Consider the following 22,842-nt stretch of genomic DNA (forward strand, 5'->3'; position numbering starts at 1 on the left):
CAATGACCCAAGAAGCGATAGACAGTGGCTTTATGGCTAAGGCTATCGAGCTGGCTCGCTCAGGTTGGTATACAACCATGCCCAACCCGAGAGTTGGCTGTTTAATTGTAGACGTCAACGGTCATATTGTTGGAGAAGGCTGGCACGAAAAGGCAGGAGAACCTCACGCCGAAGTGCATGCACTACGCATGGCTGGCACAAAGGCCAAAGGTGCCACAGCCTATGTAACCCTGGAGCCTTGCAGCCATTTTGGCAAAACACCGCCCTGTGCAGAAGCCCTCAAGGCTGCCGGTGTCGCACGGGTGGTTGCGGCAATAAAGGATGACAACCCGGCCGTATCCGGTAAAGGCATGGCCCTGCTTCAGCAAGCAGGGATAGAAATCCAATCCGGTGTTCTTGCCGATGATGCCCGGGCCCTGAATGAAGGTTTTCTCAAGCGCATGTCGACGGGCATGCCACTGGTCAGAGCAAAACTGGCCATGAGCCTGGATGGCAGAACCGCCATGGCCAGCGGTGAATCCCAATGGATTACCGGCCCCAAGGCACGCAGTGAAGTGCAAAAACTCAGGGCACAGAGTTGTGCAATTATCACCGGGGTAGGTTCGATCCTTCACGACAACTCGTCACTGACGGTTCGCCCCGATGAACTGGGTTTGGCCAATGCAGAAGCGATCTGCAAACGCCAGCCTCTGCGGGTGGTTCTGGACTCCACACTGCAAACGCCCGTTGATGCCAAAGTTATTTCAGGCCCCGGGCATTGCCTGATCGTTACCACCTCACCATGCTGCCCTGAGAAAAAAGCCCAGCTGGAGCAAGCGGGTGCAGAAGTGCTGGTTTTAGATAATGCCGAAGACCAAACGGCTGGCAGAGTAAACCTCCCGGCAGTGTTAGCAGAACTGGGACGCAGGGAGTGTAACGAGGTGCTACTGGAAACCGGCGCTCAACTGGCTGGCAGTATGATGGCTGAAAACCTGATTGATGAGCTGGTGGTATTCATGGCTCCGATTCTGATGGGCTCAGCAGCAAGACCCCTATTGAACATACCACTGCAAAGCATGTCTGAAAAAAAAGAGCTGGTCATCAAGGATATCCGGGCAATAGGTAATGACTGGAAAATCACAGCGCGACCATTGTCTTGATGAGCTGCTCCCAACAAAAGATGAAAAGCAAGCCTGCCGTCACAACACAGCTATCTCTCGCCTGTCATGTAGTGCTTGCCTTCTTCATCGTACACAAATAATTCTGCCTCAGGGTATTGCCCCATGACTTCAGACAATGTTTTTTTTGGATACTCTTCAAGCTCACCTTTAGAGCCAAGAACGTTGATTACCGTTTCATCAAGATCGCAAACAATGATCCTGCAATTTTGTGTACACGCCATCAGACGAAGATCAATCTGTTTGGCATAATTATAAGACTCCTTTAAATTTTCAATTTGTTTTTTAAATAAAGAAGTGAGTGCCGGGTGAAACTCCAGCTTACCATTACCATCCAGGCACCTTTTTCCCTCATCGTAGGATTTTTGTCTTAATTCCGTGATGCTGGCATCACGTCTAATTTTGGACATACCATCATAAAAACAATTGCCATCGCGAACCGTCTTAACAAACTTCCGGTGGTATTTCTCGAGTATGGCTGCCGCCTTTCGCTCTTTCCGGATAGCTTTTGCTCGTCGAACGGCGTCCGATTCTTTACTTGAAGCGAGACCCTGCGTCATAGCGGGATCACTTTCAGTAATCTTTGAAGTGCCTGAGTCCAGGCTACGCTGAATAGCCTTTGCCACATCTGCTCGCTCTCTGTCACTACGCATTTGCTCATCCTGTATCTGCGACTTTCTGCTGAGCGCTAACGCCCGGGCCAAAGCGGGATCATTCTCATCAGTTGCAGTAGCCAGGCTACGACGTATAGCTTCTGACAGCTCACTGGCCTCCCGGTCTCGGTCAGCACGTCTCAACTGATCCGTGACCTCAGTCACCATGCTCTGCTCTATTGCTTGCTGGAGATCATCATTAAATACGTCAGCATGGTTATGGCTCACAGGGCTCTCAGAATAACCTTCATCCTGCGCTTCATCAGGAAGCCTATATACACGCTCCGTGTCATCTACATCCAATGGGTCAGGAATGTCACTCAGATTACTGGCCGTTTCATAACCTGAATCATCGCCTGACTCTGTCGATCCGGTTGTCTGACGATTTGCATTCTGGCCACCCTCGATTGCTGGCAATGATTGCTGATATGGTATGTGACTCACAAAGGGCACCCCCCCCCTTGTTAACCCCTGCAACATACCGCTCCTTTATGCTTTTCTCTATGGTGGGTGCCTGGAGCGCTTCCTCCATGGTTTTCCTGTAATGGGGTGCGAGGAGGAAACATTTGACATGATTGACCAGATAAGAAAAAAAACCTTCCTTGACCTCCAGCTTATAAACCAGTCGTCCATCTGACGTATTCACCTTTTGCATATCCAGGGATCGCCAGCGGCTGTGGTTACCTTCACTGTTCCAATTTTCAAGAACGTCAGCAGAAGACTTTAATACATCCGATGCATTTCCAAACATTATAATTAGTCCCTTTATCATTCCATTGAATAGTGACCAGCCAGATAAACAGCATTAATACGTCCAGAAACATTACAGGCAAATCACAACAAAGCACAGATTCCCCACAAACCGCTTTTAACCCCTGACGAAAAGAGTAAAATAGCCGCCACACATTTTTTCGCTTATAGCTGATAAGAAATCGTACCGGAAACCACCGGTTATCAGAGGGACATTATGCAGCTGAACTCCATCGAAGAACTTCTAGAGGACATTCGCCTCGGTAAGCCGGTCATACTGATGGATGATGAAGACCGTGAAAACGAAGGTGATCTGATCATCGCTGCGGAGAAAATCACCCCGGAAATTGTTAACTTTATGACCCGTGAGGCCAGGGGGCTGCTGTGCCTGACACTGACCGGCGATCGTTGTGATTTCCTTGGCCTTCCACCAATGGTGGGGGTTTCGGACAACCAGTCTGGCTATGGCACACCATTCACCGTATCCATTGAAGCGGCAGAAGGGGTGACCACGGGTATTTCCGCTCAGGACCGGGCCAGAACCATTTTAACGGCGGTTGACCCACTTTCACGCCCGGCCGACATTGTCCAGCCAGGTCATATTTTCCCACTTCGTGCCAGACCCGGCGGGGTATTGAGCCGCGCTGGCCACACCGAAGCCGGTTGTGATCTTGCCCGTCTGGCAGGACTGACACCGGCAGCCGCCATTATTGAGATCATGAATGAAGATGGCTCAATGGCCCGTCGCCCTGACCTGGAAGCGTTTGCAGAAAAGCACGACCTGAGAATCGGTACTATTGCCGACCTGATCCACTACCGGATTGTCCATGAAAAAACCGTAGAAAAGGTTGAGCAACGGGTCATTAATACCGACTTTGGCCAGTTTGATCTTTCGGTTTACCAGGACAGCATCAGCGACTGCAAACACCTGGCGCTCAGCAAAGGCTATATCACGCCGGACTCACCAACCATGGTTCGTGTTCATGCCATGGAACCGTTCCGTGACCTGCTGGCAGCCCACAGTGACGCTACCCGCACCAGCTGGTCTCTGCATAAAGCCATGGCCAGGGTCGCCGAAGAAGGCTGCGGGGTTGTGGTACTGCTGGATTCCGGCAGCCACCAGGACTTGGGAATGGCCTTGGAGCGCTTTGTTGATGCCAATGAGCGTTCGTCTTCCGATGGGATGTCCAGAGCCTACCAGGCCATTGGCACCGGCTCACAGATTTTGCGCGACCTGGGCGTTGGCAAGATGCGCCTGTTAAGCTCGCCCATCCGCTTTGCGGCTCTTTCCGGGTTTGACCTGGAAGTTGTGGAGTATCTGCCATTTGGTGAGTAACTCATCCGAAGGAAATAGCCCCTCAATAGCGTAAAAAAATCACAATGAACGTTACCCGATCATGTAAACTGATCGGATATCGTTCATCTGTATTTAGGGCCTGTTGACGTTTCGTTGCGTGCTCAGCGTATCAGGGCGCTCCTATGACGAGGCGCGGCATTGCAGGAAGGCTGGTTGCCTTTCAAAATGCCGCAACGAAGTCATAGGGGCGCCCTGATACGCCCGAAGGGTGGCTCAGAAAGGCGCCATCTGCTTTGTCAGACTTGCTTGGCGTAGGATAACTACGCGCTGCACAAGTCTTTCGCGCATCTGACGCCTTTCTGAGCCTGAGCACGCAACGAAACGTCAACAGGCCCTAATACAGAAGTTGCCTTTGCTATTACTATTTGGTTGGTTCACCTTCTGGTGGTACACCGCACTTTGATTGCGTTGCTAACGAATGTGTTTAAAAGCCGTCTCAGGTTAATCTGGAAGATGAAGTGCTTCCCCTTGATGCTCTGACGGTAACAAACCTGGTGGCCGACAAAATCTGGCAGCAAGGGCGGAAAGGCCTGTGCCTTTCAAATGATATCCCTTTTATAGAATCTGGAGGCTTGAGGTGAGCACCTCGCCAATGAATAACCCACAAGGCAACCCCGTTCAAAAGAAGAGCGCAGACCGGCTTAACCCGTCGGCTCGCAGAAGAGCACGACAGCTGGCCCTTCAGGCACTGTATCAGTGGCAAATTGCCAAATCACCACTGAACCAGATTGAAGCGCAATTCCGCACGGACAACGATTTCAGCAAAGTGGATGCCGACTATTTCAGTGCCATCATTCATGGTGTGCCCAATCAAACCAACCAGCTTGATGAAGCGATGACCGCCGTACTGGACCGCCCATTGAGCCAGCTTGACCCGGTGGAGCTGTCAGCCCTGCGCATCGGCTGCTTTGAACTGATCAACCGGAAGGATGTTCCTTACCGGGTGGTGATCAATGAAGCCATTGAACTGGTCAAGCGCTTTGGTGCCCAGGACTCCCATCGCTATATTAACGGCATCCTCGACAAGCTGGCACCACGCCTGCGTTCTGAGGAAGTGCAAGCCTACCGGAAAAAATAGGCTGATTATAAGCTGCTTACGCCGTGACGGATGTCAGGCACAGAAGACGACTTGACCATGTAACGGGGATTTATGGCCACTGGTGTAATGGGTGAATTCGAGCTGATCAAACGCTATTTTGCTCGCCCTGAGATCGCACAGATTCAAGGGCAATATACCAGCAGCATTCTTGGCATTGGTGATGACTGTGCGCTCTTTGACATCCCCCCGGATATGCAGCTTGCCCAGTCACTGGACACTCTGGTGGAAGGGGTTCACTTTCCCGGTGAGTGCGATCCTTTCGCCCTTGGTTACCGTGCCCTGGCCGTCAGCCTCAGTGATCTTGCCGCCATGGGGGCAGATCCGCACAGTTTTACCCTCGGCCTGACCCTGCCCAGAGTTTCCGAGCTCTGGCTGAAAGAGTTCTCTGAAGGTCTTGCCCAGCTTGCCCAGCGATTTAAAATCCCGCTGATTGGTGGAGATACCACAAAAGGACCACTGACCCTCTCGCTACAGGTCCAGGGGCTGGTCCCCAAAGGACAGGCCCTGTTACGCAGTGGTGCCCGGCCCGGTGATCTTATCTGTATTACCGGCACCCTGGGTGATGCAGCCGGGGCTCTGCCTTCTGTGTTGAGCGGCGAGACACCGGAAACCTGCGGTGATGAAAGCCTGAAATACCTGTTACATCGCTATTGGTATCCATCCCCCCGTCTATTCGCCGGGCAATGGCTGCGCCAGGCAGGTGCTACCTCGGCCCTGGATATTTCCGATGGGCTGCTGGGTGATCTTGGCCATATCCTCGAAGCCAGCAACGTGGGCGCAGAAATCGAGCCCGATCTGGTTCCCAGGTCTGCGGCCCTTGGCCGTTGCCATGACCAGGATACCGCCCTCACCCTGGCCATGACCGGTGGTGACGATTACGAACTCTGTTTCACGATTCCCCGCCACCTGGCTCAGACGCTGCCAGCAAAACTCTCAGATGGCTGTCGCATTACCTGTATTGGCCAGATTAATGATGAGTCTGGAATAATCAGAGACCCACAGGGCAACCTGCTCAGCAAAAAAGCCTACACTCATTTTTGATTTCTGAAAGAATATAAAGCCCATGACGCTCTCTACCAGACAAGGCATAGCACCAAGAGAAACCTGCTGGAAAAATCCTGTTCACTTTCTTGCCTTTGGCTGCGGCAGCGGGCTGGCTCCTAAAGCGCCCGGTACCTTCGGCACCATTGCCGCCATGTTCTTTTACCTGCTACTGCAGGGATTAAGTCTCTGGACATACCTTGGGGTTATAGTTGTCGCTTCCGTGGTGGGTTTCTGGCTCTGCGGGCGGACCGCAAAAGATCTGGGGGTGCATGACCATCCAGCGATCGTCTGGGATGAATTCTGCGGCTTCTGGATAACCATGATTGCTGCCCCGGCAGGATGGCCCTGGATTCTTCTGGGCTTTGTCCTGTTCAGGCTGTTTGATATCTGGAAGCCCTGGCCGATCAGCTGGCTGGATAAAAAAGTTCACGGCGGTATGGGCATTATGGTTGATGACCTGGTGGCAGGCGTCTTTGCATTTTTATGCCTGCAGGCCATTCACTATGTCTATCTGAAGGAAGTTCTCACATAACCCTACATAGAGATTGTTAACCTGGCTTAAGCCTCTGATATCATCAAAAGCAATAAGTATAAGAAAAGAATACATCATGAGACTGTCAACCTTTCTTCTGGCCCTGGCCATAAGCACCCACAGCTATGCCAGCAATATCAACGTTGTTGGTCTTTTTTCCAATAAAGCACTGGTTATCATCGACGGTCAGCGGCATTTACTGGCTACAGATGGAAAATCGGTGGCAGGCGTAAAACTGCTGAAAGCGACCAGCACCAGTGCCACCCTGGAAGTCAATGGCAAAGCTGCAACCTACCAGATGAGCCGGGATATGAACGGTGGCATTCAACAGCCTGAGCAAGCCATCATCAAAATATCCCGAAATAACCGGGGACAATACATCACCCGGGGACGGATTAATGACCGCGCCATTGATGTTCTGGTGGACACTGGTGCTAATGTTTTAGCCATTAACTCACTGGACGCCAAACGTCTGGGCATCGATTATCAGGCAGGAAACCCAATTAAAGTAGCAACCGCCAGCGATCTTGTTGATGGTTACCAGGTAAATTTATCGAGCGTGATTCTAGGCAACATTCGGGTAAATCACGTAGAAGCAACCGTTATCGAAGGCTCCTACCCTGATATCGTATTACTGGGCATGAGCTTTCTTAAACACGTCAAACTGTCAGAGCATCGTGGAGTCATGCAGATTGAGGCAAATTACTAACCCATTGTTCCGGGTCAGCCGGTAGTTCTCTCTATTTTTCTGCCTTATTACCATACTCGCCTGACGCCTCACAGACTGATACAATCCGGTCACGAACTACATAAGGAGCAGTGAGTGTCTGTTAGTTTTGTTGCAGAGTCTCGCTTACCCACGCCCTATGGCGAATTCATCATGTATGGCTTCGAAGACAGTGGTACGGGCAAGGAGCATCTGGCATTAACCATGGGGAATGTCAGTCAGGGGGGACCGGTACTTGCCAGGGTTCATTCCGAATGTCTGACGGGTGATGCACTGTTCAGCATGCGCTGCGACTGCGGCCCGCAGCTTCAGGCGGCCCTGGAGCGCATTGCTGAAGAAGGCCGGGGAGTATTGCTTTATCTCCGCCAGGAAGGCCGTGGCATTGGTCTGCTGAACAAGGTTCGCGCCTATCACCTTCAGGACAGCGGCATGGATACGGTTCAGGCAAACGAAGAACTGGGTTTTGAGCCGGATATGCGCAAGTATGACATGTGCAAAACCATGCTTGATCATCTTGGCGTTTCCAGCCTGAAACTGATGACCAACAATCCACGCAAAGTTGAATCCCTTACCAACCTGGGCATTCAGGTTGCCGAAAGAATCCCGCACCAGACCGGTCAAAACCCTCACAACGAGCGTTATCTGGCCACTAAAGTGTGGAAGCTGGGGCACATGTATAACATGGCCTGAACAAATCCAATAACATCAAAAAGGGAGCCAGCTGGCTCCCTTTTTTTCATCTCGACTTTGTCGTGTGAAAGACAGTTGTTCAGGGTAACCCCCCTAAGGAATGCCCCGAAATAATTTCCACATTTTGAACTCGATCTCCGTTCATCCTGAGTCAGTCTGTCCTGAAGGCAGTAAGCAGTCGATGCCCCTCACCCCGTCTCTGCACTTATACAAGTAATCAGAGACAGGTTAAACATACAAGCTTGTCGAAGGGTGATTGGCACAATACATGAGGCCGGAGTTCACGCCCTTCGACAGGCTCAGGACGAACGTAGTTTTGAAACCCAGAAATGTGGAAATTATTTCAGGACAGCTCCTAAGCCGGAGTAGCCGTTTTGCCAAGGTGAAATGACTTCCGCTCTATCCGCTCCATCCGGTCACGAACCGAACGAATAATGCCCTCCTGATCCAGCCCGCACTGAGCCAACTGCTCCTTATGGCTCGCCGCTTCAATGTAAGTATCAGGAATACCAAGGTTCAGCACCGGCACAGTAATTTCCTGCTTCTGCAGATATTCCATCACGCCTGAGCCCGCACCACCGGCAATACACCCTTCTTCCAGGGTCACCAACAACTCATGGTTAGCAGCAAGCTCTTTGACCAGCGCTTCATCCAGAGGTTTAACAAACCGCATATTGGCAACCGTGGCATCCAGCGACTCAGCAGCTGCCAGGGCATTCCCCAGTAAGGTGCCAAACACCAGCAGCGCTACCCGGCTTCCTTTACGACGAATTTCCCCCTTACCAACAGGCAAAGGCGCAAGATCAAGGCAAATCTCAGCACCTGGTCCTGTTCCCCGGGGATAACGAACCGATGCCGGCCCTTTATAAAGAAAACCTGTAGACAACAGCTGCCGGGTTTCATTTTCATCACCCGGCGTCATCACCAGCATATCGGGGATACAACGCAGATAGGCAATGTCGTAGCAGCCACCGTGGGTTGGGCCATCTTCCCCCACCATGCCGGCACGATCGATGGCAAACAGCACATCCAGATTCTGCACTGCGACATCATGAATCAGCTGATCATAAGCACGCTGCAGGAATGTCGAGTAGATCGCAACAACGGGCTTGAGGCCTTCACAGGCCATGCCTGCCGCCAGGGTGACACAGTGCTGTTCAGCAATCGCCGCATCGAAGTAACGCTCCGGAAAGTGATCCGCAAAACGAATCAGGTCAGAGCCTTCTTTCATTGCCGGCGTAATACCCATCAACCGCTCATCCGCTGCGGCCATATCATACAACCACTGTCCAAAAACATTGGCGTATTTGGGCTTTCTGGGGGCAACCGTCTTCAGATTCTCTGTTGCCTGTGGCTCCAGCTTGGTAATGGCATGGTAACCAATCGGATCCTGCTCGGCCGGATTAAACCCTTTCCCCTTCTGAGTCACCACATGCAAAAACTGAGGGCCCTCCAGGTCTCTCATATTTCTCAGGGTATGAACCAGCATGGGCAGGTCATGACCATCAATAGGGCCGATATAGTTGAACCCCATCTCTTCAAACAACGTTCCGGGAACCACCATTCCCTTGACGTGTTCTTCGGTTCGTCTTGCCAGCTCCCAGGCATGGGGAATAACATTCAGAACCTTTTTACTGCCTTCACGAATATGGTGGTAAGTCCGGCTGGCAAGTATTTTGGCCAGATAGTTGGAGAGCCCGCCAACACTTCTGGAAATGGACATATCGTTATCATTAAGAATCACCAGCATATTGGCCTTTACATCCGCTGCGTGATTCATGGCTTCATAGGCCATACCCGCCGTCATGGAGCCATCGCCAATCACTGCAACAGCGCGCCTCTTTTCACCTTTAGCCCGGGCGGCAATGGCCATGCCAAGCGCCGCACTGATAGACGTACTGGAATGCCCGACACCAAACGTATCGAACTCACTTTCATCTCTTTTCGGGAAAGCGGCGAGGCCATCCTTTTGTCTCAGGGATGACATTCTGTCCCTGCGCCCCGTCAGAATTTTATGCGGATAAGCCTGGTGACCCACATCCCAGACCAAACGATCTTCCGGAGTGTTAAACATATAGTGCAGCGCAATGGTCAGCTCCACTACACCAAGCCCGGCACCAAAATGCCCCCCTGTCCGCCCAACGGAATACAATAAAAACTCCCGCAGCTCCCGGGCCAGTTGTGGCAGACGGGATTCTTCAAGTGCGCGAAGCTGTTCCGGGTTATTTACCTGATCCAGTAAAGGAGTATCAGGCAGTGTCTTGGGTATCTCGTGAAACATGTGCTCGTAATAACGTCTGGGATGATCCGCTGGCTGGCATTGTACACCCAACCTGACTGGAATAGCATCGCACAATCTTGTTGTGCAGCCTAGCCCGTAGAATTGACAAATCAGATAGGTTGGATTCCTGAAGCCACCTACAACACTAATAGCTTCTTCGAATGATGTAATCGGCAATCTGGCGAAGAAAATCAGCACGATGGTCGAATCCGGAAAGGGCGCTGATCGCAGCATGGTGAAGCTCTCTGGCATAAGCTTTCGCTGCCTCCAGCCCCATCAGGGAAACATACGTTGGTTTGTCCAGAGCCATATCTGCTCCCTGAAGCTTGCCCAGCGTCTCCGTATCAGCAATAACGTCCAGAATATCGTCCCGAACCTGGAAGGCAAGACCGATGGCTCTTGCATAATGATCCAGTGACTGCAACTCCTCACCCTGCAACGGCCTGGCACACAATGCTCCCATACGGACACCGGCCCGAATCAGAGCACCGGTTTTATGGGTATGCATCAACTCAAGCTGCTGCTGGTTCAGCTCCGTCCCTGCGGCGCACTGGTCCATCGCCTGACCACCGGCCATGCCAGCCAGTCCCGACGCCTGGCTGAGGATCGTCACCAGCTGCAATCGAACACTGTCAGTCAGGGTTGAATCAGGACATAAACGGGCATTGCCCAACACCTCAAAGGCCTGACTCTGCAGCGTATCGCCTACCAGAATCGCAGTTGCCTCATCGTATGCCTTGTGACAGGTTGGCTTGCCCCTGCGCAGGTCATCATCATCCATTGCCGGCAAATCATCATGAACCAGTGAGTAGGCATGGATTAATTCCACAGCACAGGCGGCAGGGTTGGCCTGCTTAACATCCCCACCCAAAGCATGACAGGCAGCATAGACCAGCGTTGGTCGCACTCTTTTGCCACCATTAAAAACACTGTATCGCATCGCTTCCAGCAGCAGGGGGCTGACCTTACTGTCATCAGGCAGGACTTCAGTGAGCGCCTGATCCACCTGTAAACGACACTGCTCGATAAATTTTGAAAGCGGCACAGGGCTTGCCATCTTCACAGCCCTCTATCTGCTGAAGGCTCTGCACCGTCAGCAGCAAATGGCTCTGTGGTCAGTTCACCATTTTGCACAAGCAGCTGCTGAACTTTCTGCTCGGCATCGGTCAATGCTTTCTGGCAGCCACGGGTCAGTTTAATGCCCTGTTCAAAGGCTTTCAGAGATTCTTCCAGGCTCAAGTCGCCGGACTCCATTTTCTGGACCAATGTCTCCAGCTCCACCAAAGACTGCTCAAAGGCAAAGCTCTCAGTATCCACGGTATTTTTTGACATGAATGAGCCTGTTGAAGAAAACATTCATGGCACGTTATCAACGAGCCATGACGAGAATAGTTGGCGAAAACGATTTTCGCACTGGTTTGACCAACCGCTTTCGACCATCCGCAATGATCAAACCATTATCCCGTTGGCCGATATTGAAAGCAATGCCCCGGCAAGATCATGGACTTTAATGATGGAAGAACAAAAACGGCAGGCAGTTTACCACAACTCAATGCTGGGCCAGATCCTGATAAAAAAAGGATATATCTCTCCAGAGCAGCTTGATGCCGCCATTCACCAGTCAGCAAGCCATGAGCAGCTGCTTGGAGAGTACCTGATAGAACAGCGCATGCTGTCACGATGGCAACTGCGCAGGGCACTTTCCAGCCAGAGCCAGCTGCGTTTATCCGCCTCCCTGTCAATGGCTCTGCTCACTCCGGTTTACCCACTGCTTGCGAAAGAACATGCGGAGCCGGTTGATAGCACGCTGGAAACTCTGCTCAAGCCTCTGCTGATAGCAGGCTCCGCTGACACACTTGAATTCAACCCTGATTTGTCAACGATTGAATTCAGGCACAATGGCCTGATTCGACTGCGGATCCCAAGCACGCTTGGTGAGCTGAACTTTGACGGCCTGCGATTGATAACCGATGGCAGCAAAAACCACCTGGCGTTGTCCCTTGCAGATCTTGAGCTTACAGATGCCCGGTTATTTATCCGAACCATCCACAACCGGCTTGATCCAGCCCTGCCTTGAAACGTTTCAGGGCTGGATCAAGCCGGTCATGAGTGGAACTTTTTTCAGACTCCGGGCTCATAGAAAAAAAGGTGAACAAGGATCTATATTATGTTTCCAGCCCCTGCTGTATCACCCCGAGTACAGTCGTACATTCTTGATCCCCAAACCCCTGACTCGTCAATTCCATTTGCGTTTTTTGGTATCAGAACCGTAAAAGAAGTACATTGCCAACCTGATAGCTGTTATTTGAACAAACTTCCTGATGAACTACTGGTTCTCATTGCCAGTAATTTATCTTTTTTTGATTTTGTTCATTTCAGTGCGACTCATACACGTCATGTGTCGTGCCTTCGATCAGACTATGTTATTAAAAAAATGTTGGTCAGCGATAAAAGCATGTCATTGTTGCTTTTTGAAAGAGCGGACAACAAAGCGAAATGTTACCTGAGGGGCCTGCTATGGAATGACCTTCAGCTCACACCAGATGAAGTGGTTAATGCTTTCCCGGACAGGCCGGAAAGCAAACTGGGGATAGCGCGCTTCAAAGCGAATTGTTGCATCAGGGGCATGCCGCTGAATGGCCAGAAGGTCTCAACGGAAGCTGTGGTCGAGGCGTTCCCGGATAGCACGGAAGGCAAAGAGAGGTTAGCGTTCTTCAAAGCGCGTTGTTGCCTGAAAAAAATGCCGCTGCATGGCCAGAAGGTCTCAACGGAAGCTGTGGTCGAAGCTTTCCCGAATACTCCGAAAGGCAGACTTGAGATGGCGCTCTTCAAAGCTCAATGTTGCCTGAAGGAACTGCTGCTGCATGGCCGACAGGTTTCACCGGAAGCTGTGATCGAGGCTTTCCCGGATAGTCCGGAAGGCAAACTTGAGATGGCCATCTTCAAGGCACAGTGTTACCTGAGGGAACCGCCGCCTCACGGCCGGCGGATCTCACTGAAAGAGGTGCTTGAGACTTTCCCGGATAGCCCGGAAGGCAAACTGGAGATAGCGTTCTTTAAGCAAGGATGTTGCTTAAGAGGCCTGCCATTGGGTAATCCGGTCTTACCACACATGGTGACCAGGGCTTTCCAGAATAGTCCGGGAAGCCAACTGGAGATAGCGCGCTTCATAGGGCAATGTTGCCTGAGGCGTATGCCGTTCAGAGGCCAACAGCTCAGAACGGGCGATGTGCTTAGTGCTTTTCCGAATAGCGCGAGAGGCAAACTTGAGATGGCGCACTTCAAAGCGGCATGTTGCCTGAGGCAACCGCCGTTGACTGGCCAAGAGATCACACCGGATGATGTGGTCAAGGATTATACGGCAGCGAAAGCAATGCTGGCGCTGGTGCGTTTCAAAGCGGAATGCTGCCTGAACGGCCTGCCATTAAATCGCCAGGCGATCTGTGCAGATGAGGTTGGCAGGGACTTTGAACGTGGCGGCTGGTTGGCTGAAAGAGACGATTTTTATATTCGACTGAAGTGGAAGAAAAGTCAGTTGAACAACAATCATCTTGCATAATTTTATGAAGCGACAGTTTTCAACTTTTGCCGTGTCTCCCCCACAATCAGGATCGTTCAGTCTTGATCCTGAAATTTTGAACCTGATAATCATTTGAAGGTCAAACGAAGGTCAAACGGCGGTATTTAGGAATTGTCTTTTAATAAGTTCCCGATTTCCGTTCACCTTGAGTGCTAAAATTGTCGAAGTATCGAAGGGTCGTGCCACCGAACTTCGACAAGCTTGCACTCAGTCCGAACGGAGTCAGGCAATGAAAATAGGGAAGTTATTTCCAGACAACTCCTTAGGATAAAAAAAGGCCACTGAAAAAGTGGCCTTCACTGATTTCAGCCAAGTCAGAATTAAACGTCTGGTGCCGCAGTGCGTTTAACTTTTGCCTTCTCAGAGTTTTCAACCGGACCTGAGCTGTGCTCGGTCCATACGTCTGCGTCCATGGTTTTATCAAGGAATGGGAACTTGCGACGATTGAATACCGGTGTCACACCGGATGCCACCTGATCATCGAAGTCCTTCAGAACCTGAACAACAATACCAGAAAGCATCAGAATAGCCGTCAGGTTAATCAGTGCCATGATCCCCATGGAAGCATCAGCAAAAGCCCACACTGTTGGCAGGCTGCTGCTTGCCCCCCAGATCACCATACCCAGTACAGCAATACGGTAAACGTTTACCAGCCAATTCTTGTCCATGATAAAGCGCAGGTTTGATTCACCATAGTAGTAATTGGCAATGATCGAACTGAAAGCAAACAACAGAATAGCCGCAGCTACCATGTGCTTACCGACCGGCCCCACCTGGCTTTCCAGAGCCAGCTGCGTCAACTCGATACCTGTTACACCAGAACCGTCCATTACGCCGGACATCAGGATAATAGAAGCGGTCGCAGTACAGACAATGATCGTATCCATAAATACACCCAGCATCCCCATCATGCCCTGGTTGGCAGGATGATTCGAGTGTGCGGTTGCCGCTGCGTTAGGGGCACTACCCATACCCGCTTCATTGGAGAACAAACCACGCTTGATGCCCTGCTGCATCGCCTGGGATACCGCGTAACCCGCTCCACCACCGACAGCACTATCAAGACCAAAAGCGCTCTTGATAATCAGGCTGAAGACCGCCGGCAGCTCTGTGATATTCATAAATACCACCACCAGGGCCACACCCAGATAGCCAAAAGCCATGATCGGGACGACCATCTCTGCCACTTTGGCAATGGAGCGAATACCACCGAAGATGACCAGGGCACTCACCATTGCCAGCCCCATACCAATAGCTTCCGTTGGAATTTCGTAGCCACTGAATGCTGCTGCAATGGAGTTAGACTGCACACTGTTAAAGGCAAAGCCAAACGCAATAATCAGGGAGATGGAGAAGATAATACCCAGCCAGCGCTGCCCAAGGGCTTTCTCAATGTAATAAGCCGGGCCACCTCGATAAGTACCATCACCGTTATTGGTCTTATAAAGCTGGGCAAGAATATTCTCGGCAAGACTGGTGGACATACCCAGAACCGCAATCAGCCACATCCAGAAAACAGCACCAGGCCCACCCATAGTGATGGCAACCGCGACACCCGCTATGTTGCCAGTACCTATCCGTGCAGCAAGACTTGTACAAAACGCCTGAAACGGAGAGACATGAGTAGAACAATCAGTCGCACGGCTGCCCAGCATGGTTTTCATTGCCAGAGTAAACCGACGAATTTGAACAAAGCGGGTTTTTACCGTGAAAAGCAGACCTGCCCCCATAAGCAGGTACATAAGAATGCTGCCCCAAAGCAGACCATTGATGGAGTCTATTAAGTTATTCATAAAATTTCCGGCGCATTGTGTATTCTCGATTTTTATTTCAAATTAAGATTTATAACATTAGGGAATAAACCTTGAATGATAAGTATAAACACCTACCAATCAAACAATGGAAATCCTTTAAAAACTTCCTGGAACCCTTTAACAACAACACATCCTATGTCCAATTCAGGCCAAATAACAAACCACAAAAATACGCATAAAACGATCACCAACACGTACAAATAACAACTGATGCAATTGAAAGCCTGAACAAAAATTTAGAATACCCTTACGGTAAAATAAAACATTTCTTAAACAATCAGGAAGCCCCACCATTTCAAAATAGCAAACTACAAAACAGGCTTTTTCATCAGGAAACAAATAATGAACACACCAATTATCAATTAAATGACACTATTGATAATAATCTTTCATTGTTTAATTTCAGATAACACGAGGCAATGTAAAAGACTACCTTGTCAACAACATTCCTCAAATAAGCAATACCTGATAAAGATCAACCAACATCAACGTTTCAACTTTTGCTAACAGGACTTCGTCTCCTGAAAATTGGCATTACCAATGCGTTCGAGTGAGTCCTCAGATTCAGGTTTATGAACCCAGACATCCTTATCAATCGTTCGATCCAGAAAAGGAAAACGAATGCGGTTAAACTCAGGGGATCGGCCGGATCCTGACTGTAAATCGTAATCCCTCAATACCCGCATAACCGGGCCACTGAGCAACAGGATGATCACAAGATTAATCAGTGCCATCAGCCCCATGGCAAGGTCAGCAACCATCCATACCATCTCGAGGGATGCGATTGAACCAAGAAAGACCAGAAATACGACAACAGATCGATAAACCTGCAATAAACGGGGACTGTTACGGATAAACAGAAGATTTGACTCACCATAGTAATAATTGGCAATCACCGATGTAAAACCAAAAAAGATGACAGCAATGGAAATAAACCACTGCCCCCAGCCACCGACAATACCAGCGAGCGCAGCCTGAGTCAGCTGGATACCATTGAAGGTACCGCCTGATCCCAGCTGGTCGGATAGCAGCACAATGGCTGCGGTCGCTGTACAGATCACAATGGTATCGATAAACACGCTGATCATCGACACAATGCCCTGAGCCGCCGGATGGTTTGGTTTGGGTGTCGCAGTTGCAGCAGCATTGGGACCACTGCCCATACCAGCCTCATTGGAAAACAGGCCTCGCTTGATTCCTTGCATCATGGCCTGTGCTACGGAATAACCAATAGCACCACCTGCGGCTGAATGCAGACCAAATGCACTGTCAAAAATCAACGTGATAACGGCAGGCATTTCATTCAAATGAAAAGCGACAACACCAAAAGCAATCAGCAGATAAGCCATTGCCATTACCGGAACCACTAACTCTGCAAAATGAACAATCGAGTGGATCCCTCTGAAAATAATCACAGCGGTCACACCGGCAATGACCAGGCCGACCAATACCGGACTTATCGCCATATGACCGGAAACCGCCTGGGATACCGAGTTAGCATGGACCGCATTGAAGACAAACCCGAAGGTCGTTAACAAGAGAACTGAAAATAAAATACCCAGCCAGCGCAGGCCAAGTGCCTTCTCTATATAGTAAGCAGGGCCACCACGAAAAGTTCCATCTTTATTGTTGGTTTTATAGAGCTGCGCCAGCGTGTTCTCTACAAAACTGGAGGCCATTCCCAGCAGGGCAACGATCCACATCCAGAACACCGCACCGGGGCCACCGATAAAGATAGCAATGGCAACCCCGGCCAGGTTACCAGTACCCACGTGTGCAGCCAGGCTGGTACAAAGGGCCTGAAAAGAAGAGATTTCATTACCTGATGTCTTTCGAGACCCCAGCGTCAGCTTCCATGCGTGAAAAAAATAACGAAACTGGACAAATCGGCTTCTGACAGTGAAGTAAACACCAGCACTCAGCAGCAGATAGATCAGTAAATATTCCCAAATGAAGGTCGTAATTTCTAAAAAGATCGTACTCATTTGAGCCCCAATGATTTTTCACACCAAACAAGAATAGCAGAGGATTTTTGACACAAAGGGGGATTTTGCAGGGTAAAAACTGCCCAAAAAGACAAAAAATAAACAATGCCTTTGTTTATCAATGGCCAGTGGGCTGCCCGGGCAATAGAGGTCGAAGCAGAGCCTGAAGGTGGGCCAGCCACTCAAAACGGTTAATAATTAACGGTTTGAGACGAATGTAGTAATATCGCCCTAAAATATTAGAAACCGTTATGTTCAGGGAGTGAACACAAATGTCTCAGTTAATCCGGGAATTCAAAAGTGAACACGTGCAAATCAGTGACCTGCTTTTACAAGCACGTGAAGTGGGTGTTGACAACCAGCAAGGTCGAAATTTGATACTTTCCGCAAAAAAAATGCTGCTGGCCCACTTAAACAAAGAAGATAAGTACCTGTATCCGGTATTGCGGGAAGCCGCTGAGAACGATGACAGCCTGAAGTCTACCCTGACTGACTATGCGCTGGATATGGATAAGATTTCTGCCGACGTGATGGTTTTTTTCGCCCTGTATGAAAATGGTGATAATACCAACGAAAACTTTCAGCAGGACTGCAACAACATCATCAAGGCATTGAGCAAGCGAATCACCAAGGAAGAAGCGATTCTCTACAAGACTTACGATAGAATCAAAGGTGTCTGAAACCGGCAGTTAAATGATCGGCTGGTTTTCAGCCGATCATTATTCCCTTCTAGAAGAATACAAACCCAAGCAGCACCACACCCAGAACCATCCGATAGATGACAAATGGCATAAGCCCGATACGGTTGATAAATGCCAGGAAGAAATGCACACAGAGCCAGGCACTGACAGCCGACACCAGGGTTCCAAGGGACAGTTTCTGCCAGTCCACCGGCACCGTGCTTTCTGCCAGATCCAGCATCAACAGGCTACCCGCCCCCAGAATCACAGGAATTGACAGCAGGAACGAGAACCGGGCAGCCGCATCACGGGTAAAGCCCATCATTAACGCGGCCGTCATGGTAATACCAGAACGGGATGTGCCCGGGATCAGCGCCAGCGCCTGGGCAAGGCCAATCAGCATCGCCTGCCTGAAAGACATCTGCTCCAGGGGTTGAATACGCTTGCCTTTCAGATCTGCCCACCCCAGCAGGGCACCAAAAATCAGGGTGGTACCGGCAATAACCGCAACGGTCCGCATCGCCTCATCCAGACCCATTTTTTTCAGGACCAGACCAAATACCACGGCGGGCAATGTGGCAAAAATCAGATACCAGCCAAGACGGCTGTTAACGGTAGCGCCCTTCCCCACCAGAGAGCCCAGCCAGTCACGGGCAATGGCAAAGAGGTCTTTCCAGAAATAGGCAATGACGGCAGCCAGCGTACCAATGTGCACAGCGACATCAAATGCCAGCCCCTGGTCCGTCCAGCCAAGCAGCTGAGCGGGCAAAATCAGGTGACCCGAGCTGGAGATTGGAAGAAATTCGGTAATGCCCTGGATCAGCGCCAGGATAATGGTCTGTAGAGTGTCCATAACGATCCGTCCTTGTCTTAACGTTCTGATTTTTTCAGAGCTACCTTATCCCGAAGGTAAACCGGCATGGCCTGCTCCGCAGGCAGCCCTTTACCCCGTTTAAAGTCGGCAGCAGCGAGCAGGGCTATATCATGGGCCCTGGGCCAGGCTTCAATCTGACAATCAACCACGGTGGCCGACAGTCGATGCCTGAATGCCCAGCCAGTGCCCATCCCGAACCAGTACCCATCCATAACCGGTACCACAACATTTTCTGGCAGGGTCACGATTTCCGCAGCAACCGGTACCATTAAGCCATCCGACTCGGAAAACGCACCCCAGTAGACCTCATCCATTCTGGCATCAATGGCACTCAACACTTTTGCTGCCTTGTGCTCCCTGAGCCCCTGCTGAGCCAGAGCAGCCAGCGTCGAGACCGGAACCACCGGCAGATCAACCGCAAACGCCAACCCCTGAACCATGGCGGTCGCCACCCTGAGGCCGGTAAATGCCCCAGGCCCCCGGCCAAAGGCCAGGGCATCCAGCTGCTTAAGGCTTAAGCCGACCTGAGCCAGAACGTCTTCAACCATTGGCAGCAGATCACGGCTGTGTCGGCGGGGAGTCAGCTCAAAGCGTTCAATCACTTCGCCATCAAGGTTAAGGGCAACAGAACAGGCTTCCGTTGCGGTATCAAGAGCAAGCAGTTTCATGGGGAGTCTTTACTGTTTTGGTGAGTCAGCAACATGGCCAGGGGGCTATTTTGAAAAGACCGGCAGTTCATTACAACCGTATTTTCAGTCATTACAAAAAAGCCGGTGGCGCTTTCTCACACCCCCGACTTTTGTTTTGATCAACAGTTATTGCCCGGGCAACAACATCAGGCAACTATCTCACTCAGGCGAGAACAGGCTTCAGCGCGTCCAGCACCTGCTGTTTGATTTCATCAACAGAGCCGACACCTTCAATGCGGCTGTAACGGGTATCGCCACCCACTTGCTGATAGAACTCAACCAATGGCGCAGTCTGATCATGGTAGACCCCCAGACGCTTGCGTACCGTCTCTTCTTCATCGTCTGCGCGTTGCACCAGGGCTTCACCGGTCACATCATCCTTACCCTCTTCTCTGGGTGGATTAAAGACCACATGGTAAGTACGGCCACTTTCCGGGTGCACGCGACGGCCACTCATGCGCTTGACGATTTCTTCATCATCAACAGCGATTTCCACAACGTGGTCAATGGCAACACCGGCATCACTCAGGGCTTCTGCCTGGGGAATGGTGCGTGGGAAGCCATCAAACAGGAAACCGTTGGCGCAATCACTCTCAGCAATACGCTCCTTGACCAGGGCAATGATGATGTCGTCAGAAACCAGCGCCCCGGAATCCATGACGGCCTTGACCCTGTTGCCCAGCTCAGTGCCGTTCTTGATCGCAGCCCGCAGCATATCCCCGGTAGAGATCTGGGGAATACCATACTCCTCCATGATAAATTGAGCCTGAGTCCCTTTACCGGCGCCCGGTGCACCCAGCAGAATAACGCGCATGAAAAGCTCCTGTTGCCAGCCATCCGTTCTCTGCGGCAAGAGATCGTATTATAGAGACATCGTCTGGCTTGGAATGTGACAAATTTATTGACGTATTCAATAAAAAGCGGACAAGCATATACAGCCGGAAGCCCGGTGACAAGTTTGGACTTATCACCTGGGCCAGGTACATGGTTGAAGTGAGTTTGACGTGTAAAATCTCCGTTCACCCTGAGCGGAGCCGAAGGGTGCTTGGCACGATCTATCAAAGTCCGGAGTTTCCGCCTTTAGGCCCTATGGGTCCTTCGACAAGCTCAGGACGAACGGAGTACGGAGGCACGACAGCCCGTCAAACTCATTGTAACCATGTACCAGGAACCAATATGAAAATTACTGCTTTTCAACCACCACACTACCGATGGAGTAACCTGCCCCGAAAGAGCAAATAACCCCTTTATCCCCCGATGTCAGATCCAGCGAGTGTTTATGAAAGGCAATGATCGAACCGGCTGAACTGGTATTAGCGTACTCATTGAGAATCACCGGCGCTTCCCGGGGCTCCGGCTCACGGCCCAGCAGCTTGCGCGCCACCAGTTGGTTCATATTCAAGTTTGCCTGATGCAGCCATAGACGGCTCAAATCTCCGGGGGTAAGTGCAAGAGACTCAAGGTGATCAGAAATATGCTTCACCACCTGTGGACAAACTTCTTTAAAGACTTTCCGGCCATTCTGGACAAACAGTTTGTCGGGCTTGCCGACACCGGTTTCATCCGCACGATTCAGAAAGCCAAAGTTGTTACGGATATTATTGGAGAACTGAGTCCACAGGTGACAGCCGAGTACCCGGTAGCCATCTTTCCGTCTGGCAATATCTTCACTTTCCAGCAATACGGCAGTACAGGCATCACCAAAAATAAAGTGACTGTCCCGGTCACGGAAGTTCAGATGACCCGAACAAATTTCCGGGTTCACCATCAATACCCGTTTTGCAGACCCGCTGCGAATAGCGTCGACGCCAGCCTGGATACCAAAGGTAGCCGAAGAACAGGCGACGTTCATGTCATAACCATAACCACCGCCACCGAGAAACTGCTGAATCTCAACGGCAATGGCCGGGTAAGGGCGCTGCATATTGGAACAGGCGACAATAATCATATCCACGCCGGATGGCTCTACCCGGGCCTGGGCAAGAGCCCCTCTGGCAGCATGGAGTGCCATTTCGCACTGGACAGAGATGTCCTCATTGCCACGCTCGGGAATTCGTGGAACCATTCTCTGCGGATCCAGAACGCCTTCCCGGTTAACCACGTAGCGGCTAACAATTCCGGAGGCTTTTTCAATAAACTCACTACTGCTTCTGGCCAGCGGTTCCAATTCACCGGCAGCTATGGCCTCTTTGTTGTTTTCATTCTGCTGGTCGACCCAGGCATTGAATGCATTGACCAGCTCATCATTACTGATGGCCCCCGGCGGGGTATATAACCCGGTACCACTGATCACGACTTCCGGCACAATCACTCCATCACATGCTTATTGTCTTTTATTTTTCGCATCTTATAGCAGGGTAATTACCAAGGGAACCAATAAGTAACCAACCTTATGAAATTATCGTTTCTGGCGTCAGGGCTTGCCGGTTCCCCGCTTTTGTCTTGATGCCTCCAGCTCCGGGCTATTCCCCCCAAGACTCCAGTTTCCGGGCTCCTCCTCTTCAATGACCACCCAGACCGCCTGCTGAAAACGATCTTCACCACCTGCTGCAACCTCCACCAGCAGCTTAGAGATTCCATCCATCACTTCCTGCTTCTGGATTTCATTAAACAGCCCCTTGACCGTTTTCACAGAGACAAACGGCATAAGCACTCACCTCACAATAAATACCGACCTTCACAGATTAGCTCATTTTCACCACAGGCACTGAAAGCACCAAAGGTAATAAATGCGTGGTCATCCTCCATTCCCAGCTGACGCACCTGGTACAGTAATAACAGAGCCTGAAGGCCGTAACCAAAGCGCCCCCATAACTTGATAAAAAAGATCAGGTAAAAAGGTTTGGGTAGATTAAGGATATTAAATTGCGACATAACAGCTCCGGACTAGGAGGCTGTCCGAGAATAGCGCCCGTCTAGGCGACCCCGTA

23 protein-coding genes are annotated in these 22,842 nt (G+C 50.8%); 10 read left to right on the top strand and 13 right to left on the bottom strand.

Features of this window, described 5'->3' with window-relative positions; translation table 11 throughout:
- Nucleotides 1-2 precede the first annotated feature (2 nt).
- A complete protein-coding gene (gene ribD / locus ACO6UY_RS11495) occupies nt 3-1,139 on the top strand; it encodes a bifunctional diaminohydroxyphosphoribosylaminopyrimidine deaminase/5-amino-6-(5-phosphoribosylamino)uracil reductase RibD (protein WP_422450190.1) in 1,137 nt (378 codons plus the stop codon).
- 50 nt (nt 1,140-1,189) lie between these two features.
- Here ribD and ACO6UY_RS11500 read toward each other — a convergent pair whose 3' ends face one another.
- Nucleotides 1,190-2,113, bottom strand: coding sequence for a hypothetical protein (locus ACO6UY_RS11500; protein WP_422489984.1), 924 nt, complete (start codon nt 2,111-2,113; stop codon nt 1,190-1,192).
- A 46-nt stretch (nt 2,114-2,159) separates the two neighbouring features.
- On the bottom strand, nt 2,160-2,561 hold the full coding sequence (locus ACO6UY_RS11505; RefSeq protein WP_422466979.1) for a hypothetical protein: 402 nt from the start codon (nt 2,559-2,561) through the stop codon (nt 2,160-2,162).
- 216 nt (nt 2,562-2,777) lie between these two features.
- On the opposite strand from ACO6UY_RS11505, the gene ribBA reads away from it, so the two are divergent.
- The 6 genes from ribBA to ribA all read left to right on the top strand — a co-directional run bounded on the left by ribBA (nt 2,778) and on the right by ribA (nt 8,009).
- Complete coding sequence (gene ribBA / locus ACO6UY_RS11510) at nt 2,778-3,896, top strand: bifunctional 3,4-dihydroxy-2-butanone-4-phosphate synthase/GTP cyclohydrolase II (protein ID WP_422450188.1); 1,119 nt, start codon at nt 2,778-2,780, stop codon at nt 3,894-3,896.
- A 613-nt stretch (nt 3,897-4,509) separates the two neighbouring features.
- Nucleotides 4,510-4,995: a transcription antitermination factor NusB gene (gene nusB, locus ACO6UY_RS11515; RefSeq protein WP_422450560.1), complete on the top strand. Its 486-nt coding sequence runs from the start codon at nt 4,510-4,512 to the stop codon at nt 4,993-4,995.
- A 72-nt stretch (nt 4,996-5,067) separates the two neighbouring features.
- The gene (gene thiL, locus ACO6UY_RS11520) at nt 5,068-6,057 is read left to right on the top strand and encodes a thiamine-phosphate kinase (RefSeq protein ID WP_422450187.1); all 990 of its coding nucleotides are present in this window, start codon (nt 5,068-5,070) and stop codon (nt 6,055-6,057) included.
- A 22-nt stretch (nt 6,058-6,079) separates the two neighbouring features.
- Nucleotides 6,080-6,592: a phosphatidylglycerophosphatase A gene (locus tag ACO6UY_RS11525; RefSeq protein WP_422489986.1), complete on the top strand. Its 513-nt coding sequence runs from the start codon at nt 6,080-6,082 to the stop codon at nt 6,590-6,592.
- 76 nt (nt 6,593-6,668) lie between these two features.
- Nucleotides 6,669-7,301, top strand: a complete 633-nt coding sequence (locus ACO6UY_RS11530; protein ID WP_422450185.1) for a retropepsin-like aspartic protease family protein — start codon at nt 6,669-6,671, stop codon at nt 7,299-7,301.
- Nucleotides 7,302-7,415: 114 nt separating this feature from the next.
- Nucleotides 7,416-8,009 carry a GTP cyclohydrolase II gene (gene ribA / locus ACO6UY_RS11535; RefSeq protein WP_101748396.1) on the top strand — a complete coding sequence of 198 codons (594 nt, stop codon included), beginning with the start codon at nt 7,416-7,418 and terminating at the stop codon, nt 8,007-8,009.
- A gap of 355 nt (nt 8,010-8,364) precedes the next feature.
- On the opposite strand, the gene dxs is transcribed toward ribA, so the two are convergent.
- From dxs to ACO6UY_RS11550, 3 genes are all read right to left on the bottom strand, one after another.
- Nucleotides 8,365-10,290, bottom strand: coding sequence for a 1-deoxy-D-xylulose-5-phosphate synthase (dxs, locus tag ACO6UY_RS11540; protein WP_422450559.1), 1,926 nt, complete (start codon nt 10,288-10,290; stop codon nt 8,365-8,367).
- A gap of 145 nt (nt 10,291-10,435) precedes the next feature.
- On the bottom strand, nt 10,436-11,347 hold the full coding sequence (locus ACO6UY_RS11545) for a polyprenyl synthetase family protein (protein WP_422489988.1): 912 nt from the start codon (nt 11,345-11,347) through the stop codon (nt 10,436-10,438).
- 2 nt (nt 11,348-11,349) lie between these two features.
- Entirely contained in the window at nt 11,350-11,622 is a 273-nt protein-coding gene (locus ACO6UY_RS11550) for an exodeoxyribonuclease VII small subunit (RefSeq protein ID WP_422450183.1), read from the bottom strand.
- Between ACO6UY_RS11550 and ACO6UY_RS11555 the strand changes: the two genes are divergently transcribed.
- Both ACO6UY_RS11555 and ACO6UY_RS11560 read left to right on the top strand, forming a co-directional pair.
- Entirely contained in the window at nt 11,621-12,367 is a 747-nt protein-coding gene (locus tag ACO6UY_RS11555; RefSeq protein WP_422450182.1) for a hypothetical protein, read from the top strand. The two genes, ACO6UY_RS11550 and ACO6UY_RS11555, sit on opposite strands and share 2 nt — an antisense overlap.
- A 228-nt stretch (nt 12,368-12,595) precedes the next feature.
- Nucleotides 12,596-13,849: a hypothetical protein gene (locus tag ACO6UY_RS11560; protein WP_422489990.1), complete on the top strand. Its 1,254-nt coding sequence runs from the start codon at nt 12,596-12,598 to the stop codon at nt 13,847-13,849.
- A 341-nt stretch (nt 13,850-14,190) separates the two neighbouring features.
- Here the strand turns inward: ACO6UY_RS11560 and ACO6UY_RS11565 are convergent, their stop codons facing one another.
- Complete coding sequence (locus ACO6UY_RS11565; RefSeq protein ID WP_422450180.1) at nt 14,191-15,663, bottom strand: alanine/glycine:cation symporter family protein; 1,473 nt, start codon at nt 15,661-15,663, stop codon at nt 14,191-14,193.
- A gap of 524 nt (nt 15,664-16,187) precedes the next feature.
- Entirely contained in the window at nt 16,188-17,669 is a 1,482-nt protein-coding gene (locus ACO6UY_RS11570; protein ID WP_422462485.1) for an alanine/glycine:cation symporter family protein, read from the bottom strand.
- Nucleotides 17,670-17,941: 272 nt separating this feature from the next.
- Between ACO6UY_RS11570 and ACO6UY_RS11575 the strand changes: the two genes are divergently transcribed.
- Complete coding sequence (locus tag ACO6UY_RS11575; protein WP_422450178.1) at nt 17,942-18,349, top strand: hemerythrin domain-containing protein; 408 nt, start codon at nt 17,942-17,944, stop codon at nt 18,347-18,349.
- A 49-nt stretch (nt 18,350-18,398) separates the two neighbouring features.
- Here ACO6UY_RS11575 and ACO6UY_RS11580 read toward each other — a convergent pair whose 3' ends face one another.
- The 6 genes from ACO6UY_RS11580 to ACO6UY_RS11605 all read right to left on the bottom strand — a co-directional run bounded on the left by ACO6UY_RS11580 (nt 18,399) and on the right by ACO6UY_RS11605 (nt 22,786).
- Complete coding sequence (locus tag ACO6UY_RS11580; protein WP_422489992.1) at nt 18,399-19,202, bottom strand: undecaprenyl-diphosphate phosphatase; 804 nt, start codon at nt 19,200-19,202, stop codon at nt 18,399-18,401.
- A gap of 17 nt (nt 19,203-19,219) precedes the next feature.
- Nucleotides 19,220-19,891, bottom strand: a complete 672-nt coding sequence (gene tsaB, locus ACO6UY_RS11585) for a tRNA (adenosine(37)-N6)-threonylcarbamoyltransferase complex dimerization subunit type 1 TsaB (protein ID WP_422489994.1) — start codon at nt 19,889-19,891, stop codon at nt 19,220-19,222.
- Between the two features lie 184 nt (nt 19,892-20,075).
- Nucleotides 20,076-20,726 (bottom strand): adenylate kinase, encoded by a 651-nt coding sequence (gene adk / locus ACO6UY_RS11590; protein WP_422489996.1) that lies wholly within the window; start codon nt 20,724-20,726, stop codon nt 20,076-20,078.
- Nucleotides 20,727-21,095: 369 nt separating this feature from the next.
- Complete coding sequence (locus ACO6UY_RS11595) at nt 21,096-22,217, bottom strand: beta-ketoacyl-ACP synthase III (RefSeq protein ID WP_101747767.1); 1,122 nt, start codon at nt 22,215-22,217, stop codon at nt 21,096-21,098.
- 108 nt (nt 22,218-22,325) lie between these two features.
- Nucleotides 22,326-22,559, bottom strand: a complete 234-nt coding sequence (locus tag ACO6UY_RS11600) for a tautomerase family protein (RefSeq protein ID WP_163373103.1) — start codon at nt 22,557-22,559, stop codon at nt 22,326-22,328.
- Between the two features lie 11 nt (nt 22,560-22,570).
- Nucleotides 22,571-22,786, bottom strand: a complete 216-nt coding sequence (locus tag ACO6UY_RS11605; RefSeq protein ID WP_269675439.1) for a hypothetical protein — start codon at nt 22,784-22,786, stop codon at nt 22,571-22,573.
- Nucleotides 22,787-22,842 lie beyond the last annotated feature (56 nt).

Origin of the sequence: Endozoicomonas sp. ALE010, from assembly GCF_049310165.1 — a bacterium.
GTDB lineage: Bacteria > Pseudomonadota > Gammaproteobacteria > Pseudomonadales > Endozoicomonadaceae > Endozoicomonas.

Coding starts and splice junctions, on each gene's coding strand:
- ribBA (WP_422450188.1), top strand. CDS start 2,778: ATGCAGCTGAACTCCATCGAAGAACTTCTAGAGGACATTCGCCTCGGT.
- ACO6UY_RS11565 (WP_422450180.1), bottom strand. CDS start 15,663: ATGAATAACTTAATAGACTCCATCAATGGTCTGCTTTGGGGCAGCATT.
- nusB (WP_422450560.1), top strand. CDS start 4,510: ATGAATAACCCACAAGGCAACCCCGTTCAAAAGAAGAGCGCAGACCGG.
- thiL (WP_422450187.1), top strand. CDS start 5,068: ATGGCCACTGGTGTAATGGGTGAATTCGAGCTGATCAAACGCTATTTT.
- ACO6UY_RS11575 (WP_422450178.1), top strand. CDS start 17,942: ATGTCTCAGTTAATCCGGGAATTCAAAAGTGAACACGTGCAAATCAGT.
- ACO6UY_RS11605 (WP_269675439.1), bottom strand. CDS start 22,786: ATGTCGCAATTTAATATCCTTAATCTACCCAAACCTTTTTACCTGATC.
- ACO6UY_RS11505 (WP_422466979.1), bottom strand. CDS start 2,561: ATGTTTGGAAATGCATCGGATGTATTAAAGTCTTCTGCTGACGTTCTT.
- ACO6UY_RS11555 (WP_422450182.1), top strand. CDS start 11,621: ATGAATGAGCCTGTTGAAGAAAACATTCATGGCACGTTATCAACGAGC.
- ACO6UY_RS11530 (WP_422450185.1), top strand. CDS start 6,669: ATGAGACTGTCAACCTTTCTTCTGGCCCTGGCCATAAGCACCCACAGC.
- ACO6UY_RS11525 (WP_422489986.1), top strand. CDS start 6,080: ATGACGCTCTCTACCAGACAAGGCATAGCACCAAGAGAAACCTGCTGG.
- ACO6UY_RS11580 (WP_422489992.1), bottom strand. CDS start 19,202: ATGGACACTCTACAGACCATTATCCTGGCGCTGATCCAGGGCATTACC.
- adk (WP_422489996.1), bottom strand. CDS start 20,726: ATGCGCGTTATTCTGCTGGGTGCACCGGGCGCCGGTAAAGGGACTCAG.
- ACO6UY_RS11550 (WP_422450183.1), bottom strand. CDS start 11,622: ATGTCAAAAAATACCGTGGATACTGAGAGCTTTGCCTTTGAGCAGTCT.
- ACO6UY_RS11545 (WP_422489988.1), bottom strand. CDS start 11,347: ATGGCAAGCCCTGTGCCGCTTTCAAAATTTATCGAGCAGTGTCGTTTA.
- tsaB (WP_422489994.1), bottom strand. CDS start 19,891: ATGAAACTGCTTGCTCTTGATACCGCAACGGAAGCCTGTTCTGTTGCC.
- ACO6UY_RS11570 (WP_422462485.1), bottom strand. CDS start 17,669: ATGAGTACGATCTTTTTAGAAATTACGACCTTCATTTGGGAATATTTA.
- ACO6UY_RS11600 (WP_163373103.1), bottom strand. CDS start 22,559: ATGCCGTTTGTCTCTGTGAAAACGGTCAAGGGGCTGTTTAATGAAATC.
- dxs (WP_422450559.1), bottom strand. CDS start 10,290: ATGTTTCACGAGATACCCAAGACACTGCCTGATACTCCTTTACTGGAT.
- ribD (WP_422450190.1), top strand. CDS start 3: ATGACCCAAGAAGCGATAGACAGTGGCTTTATGGCTAAGGCTATCGAG.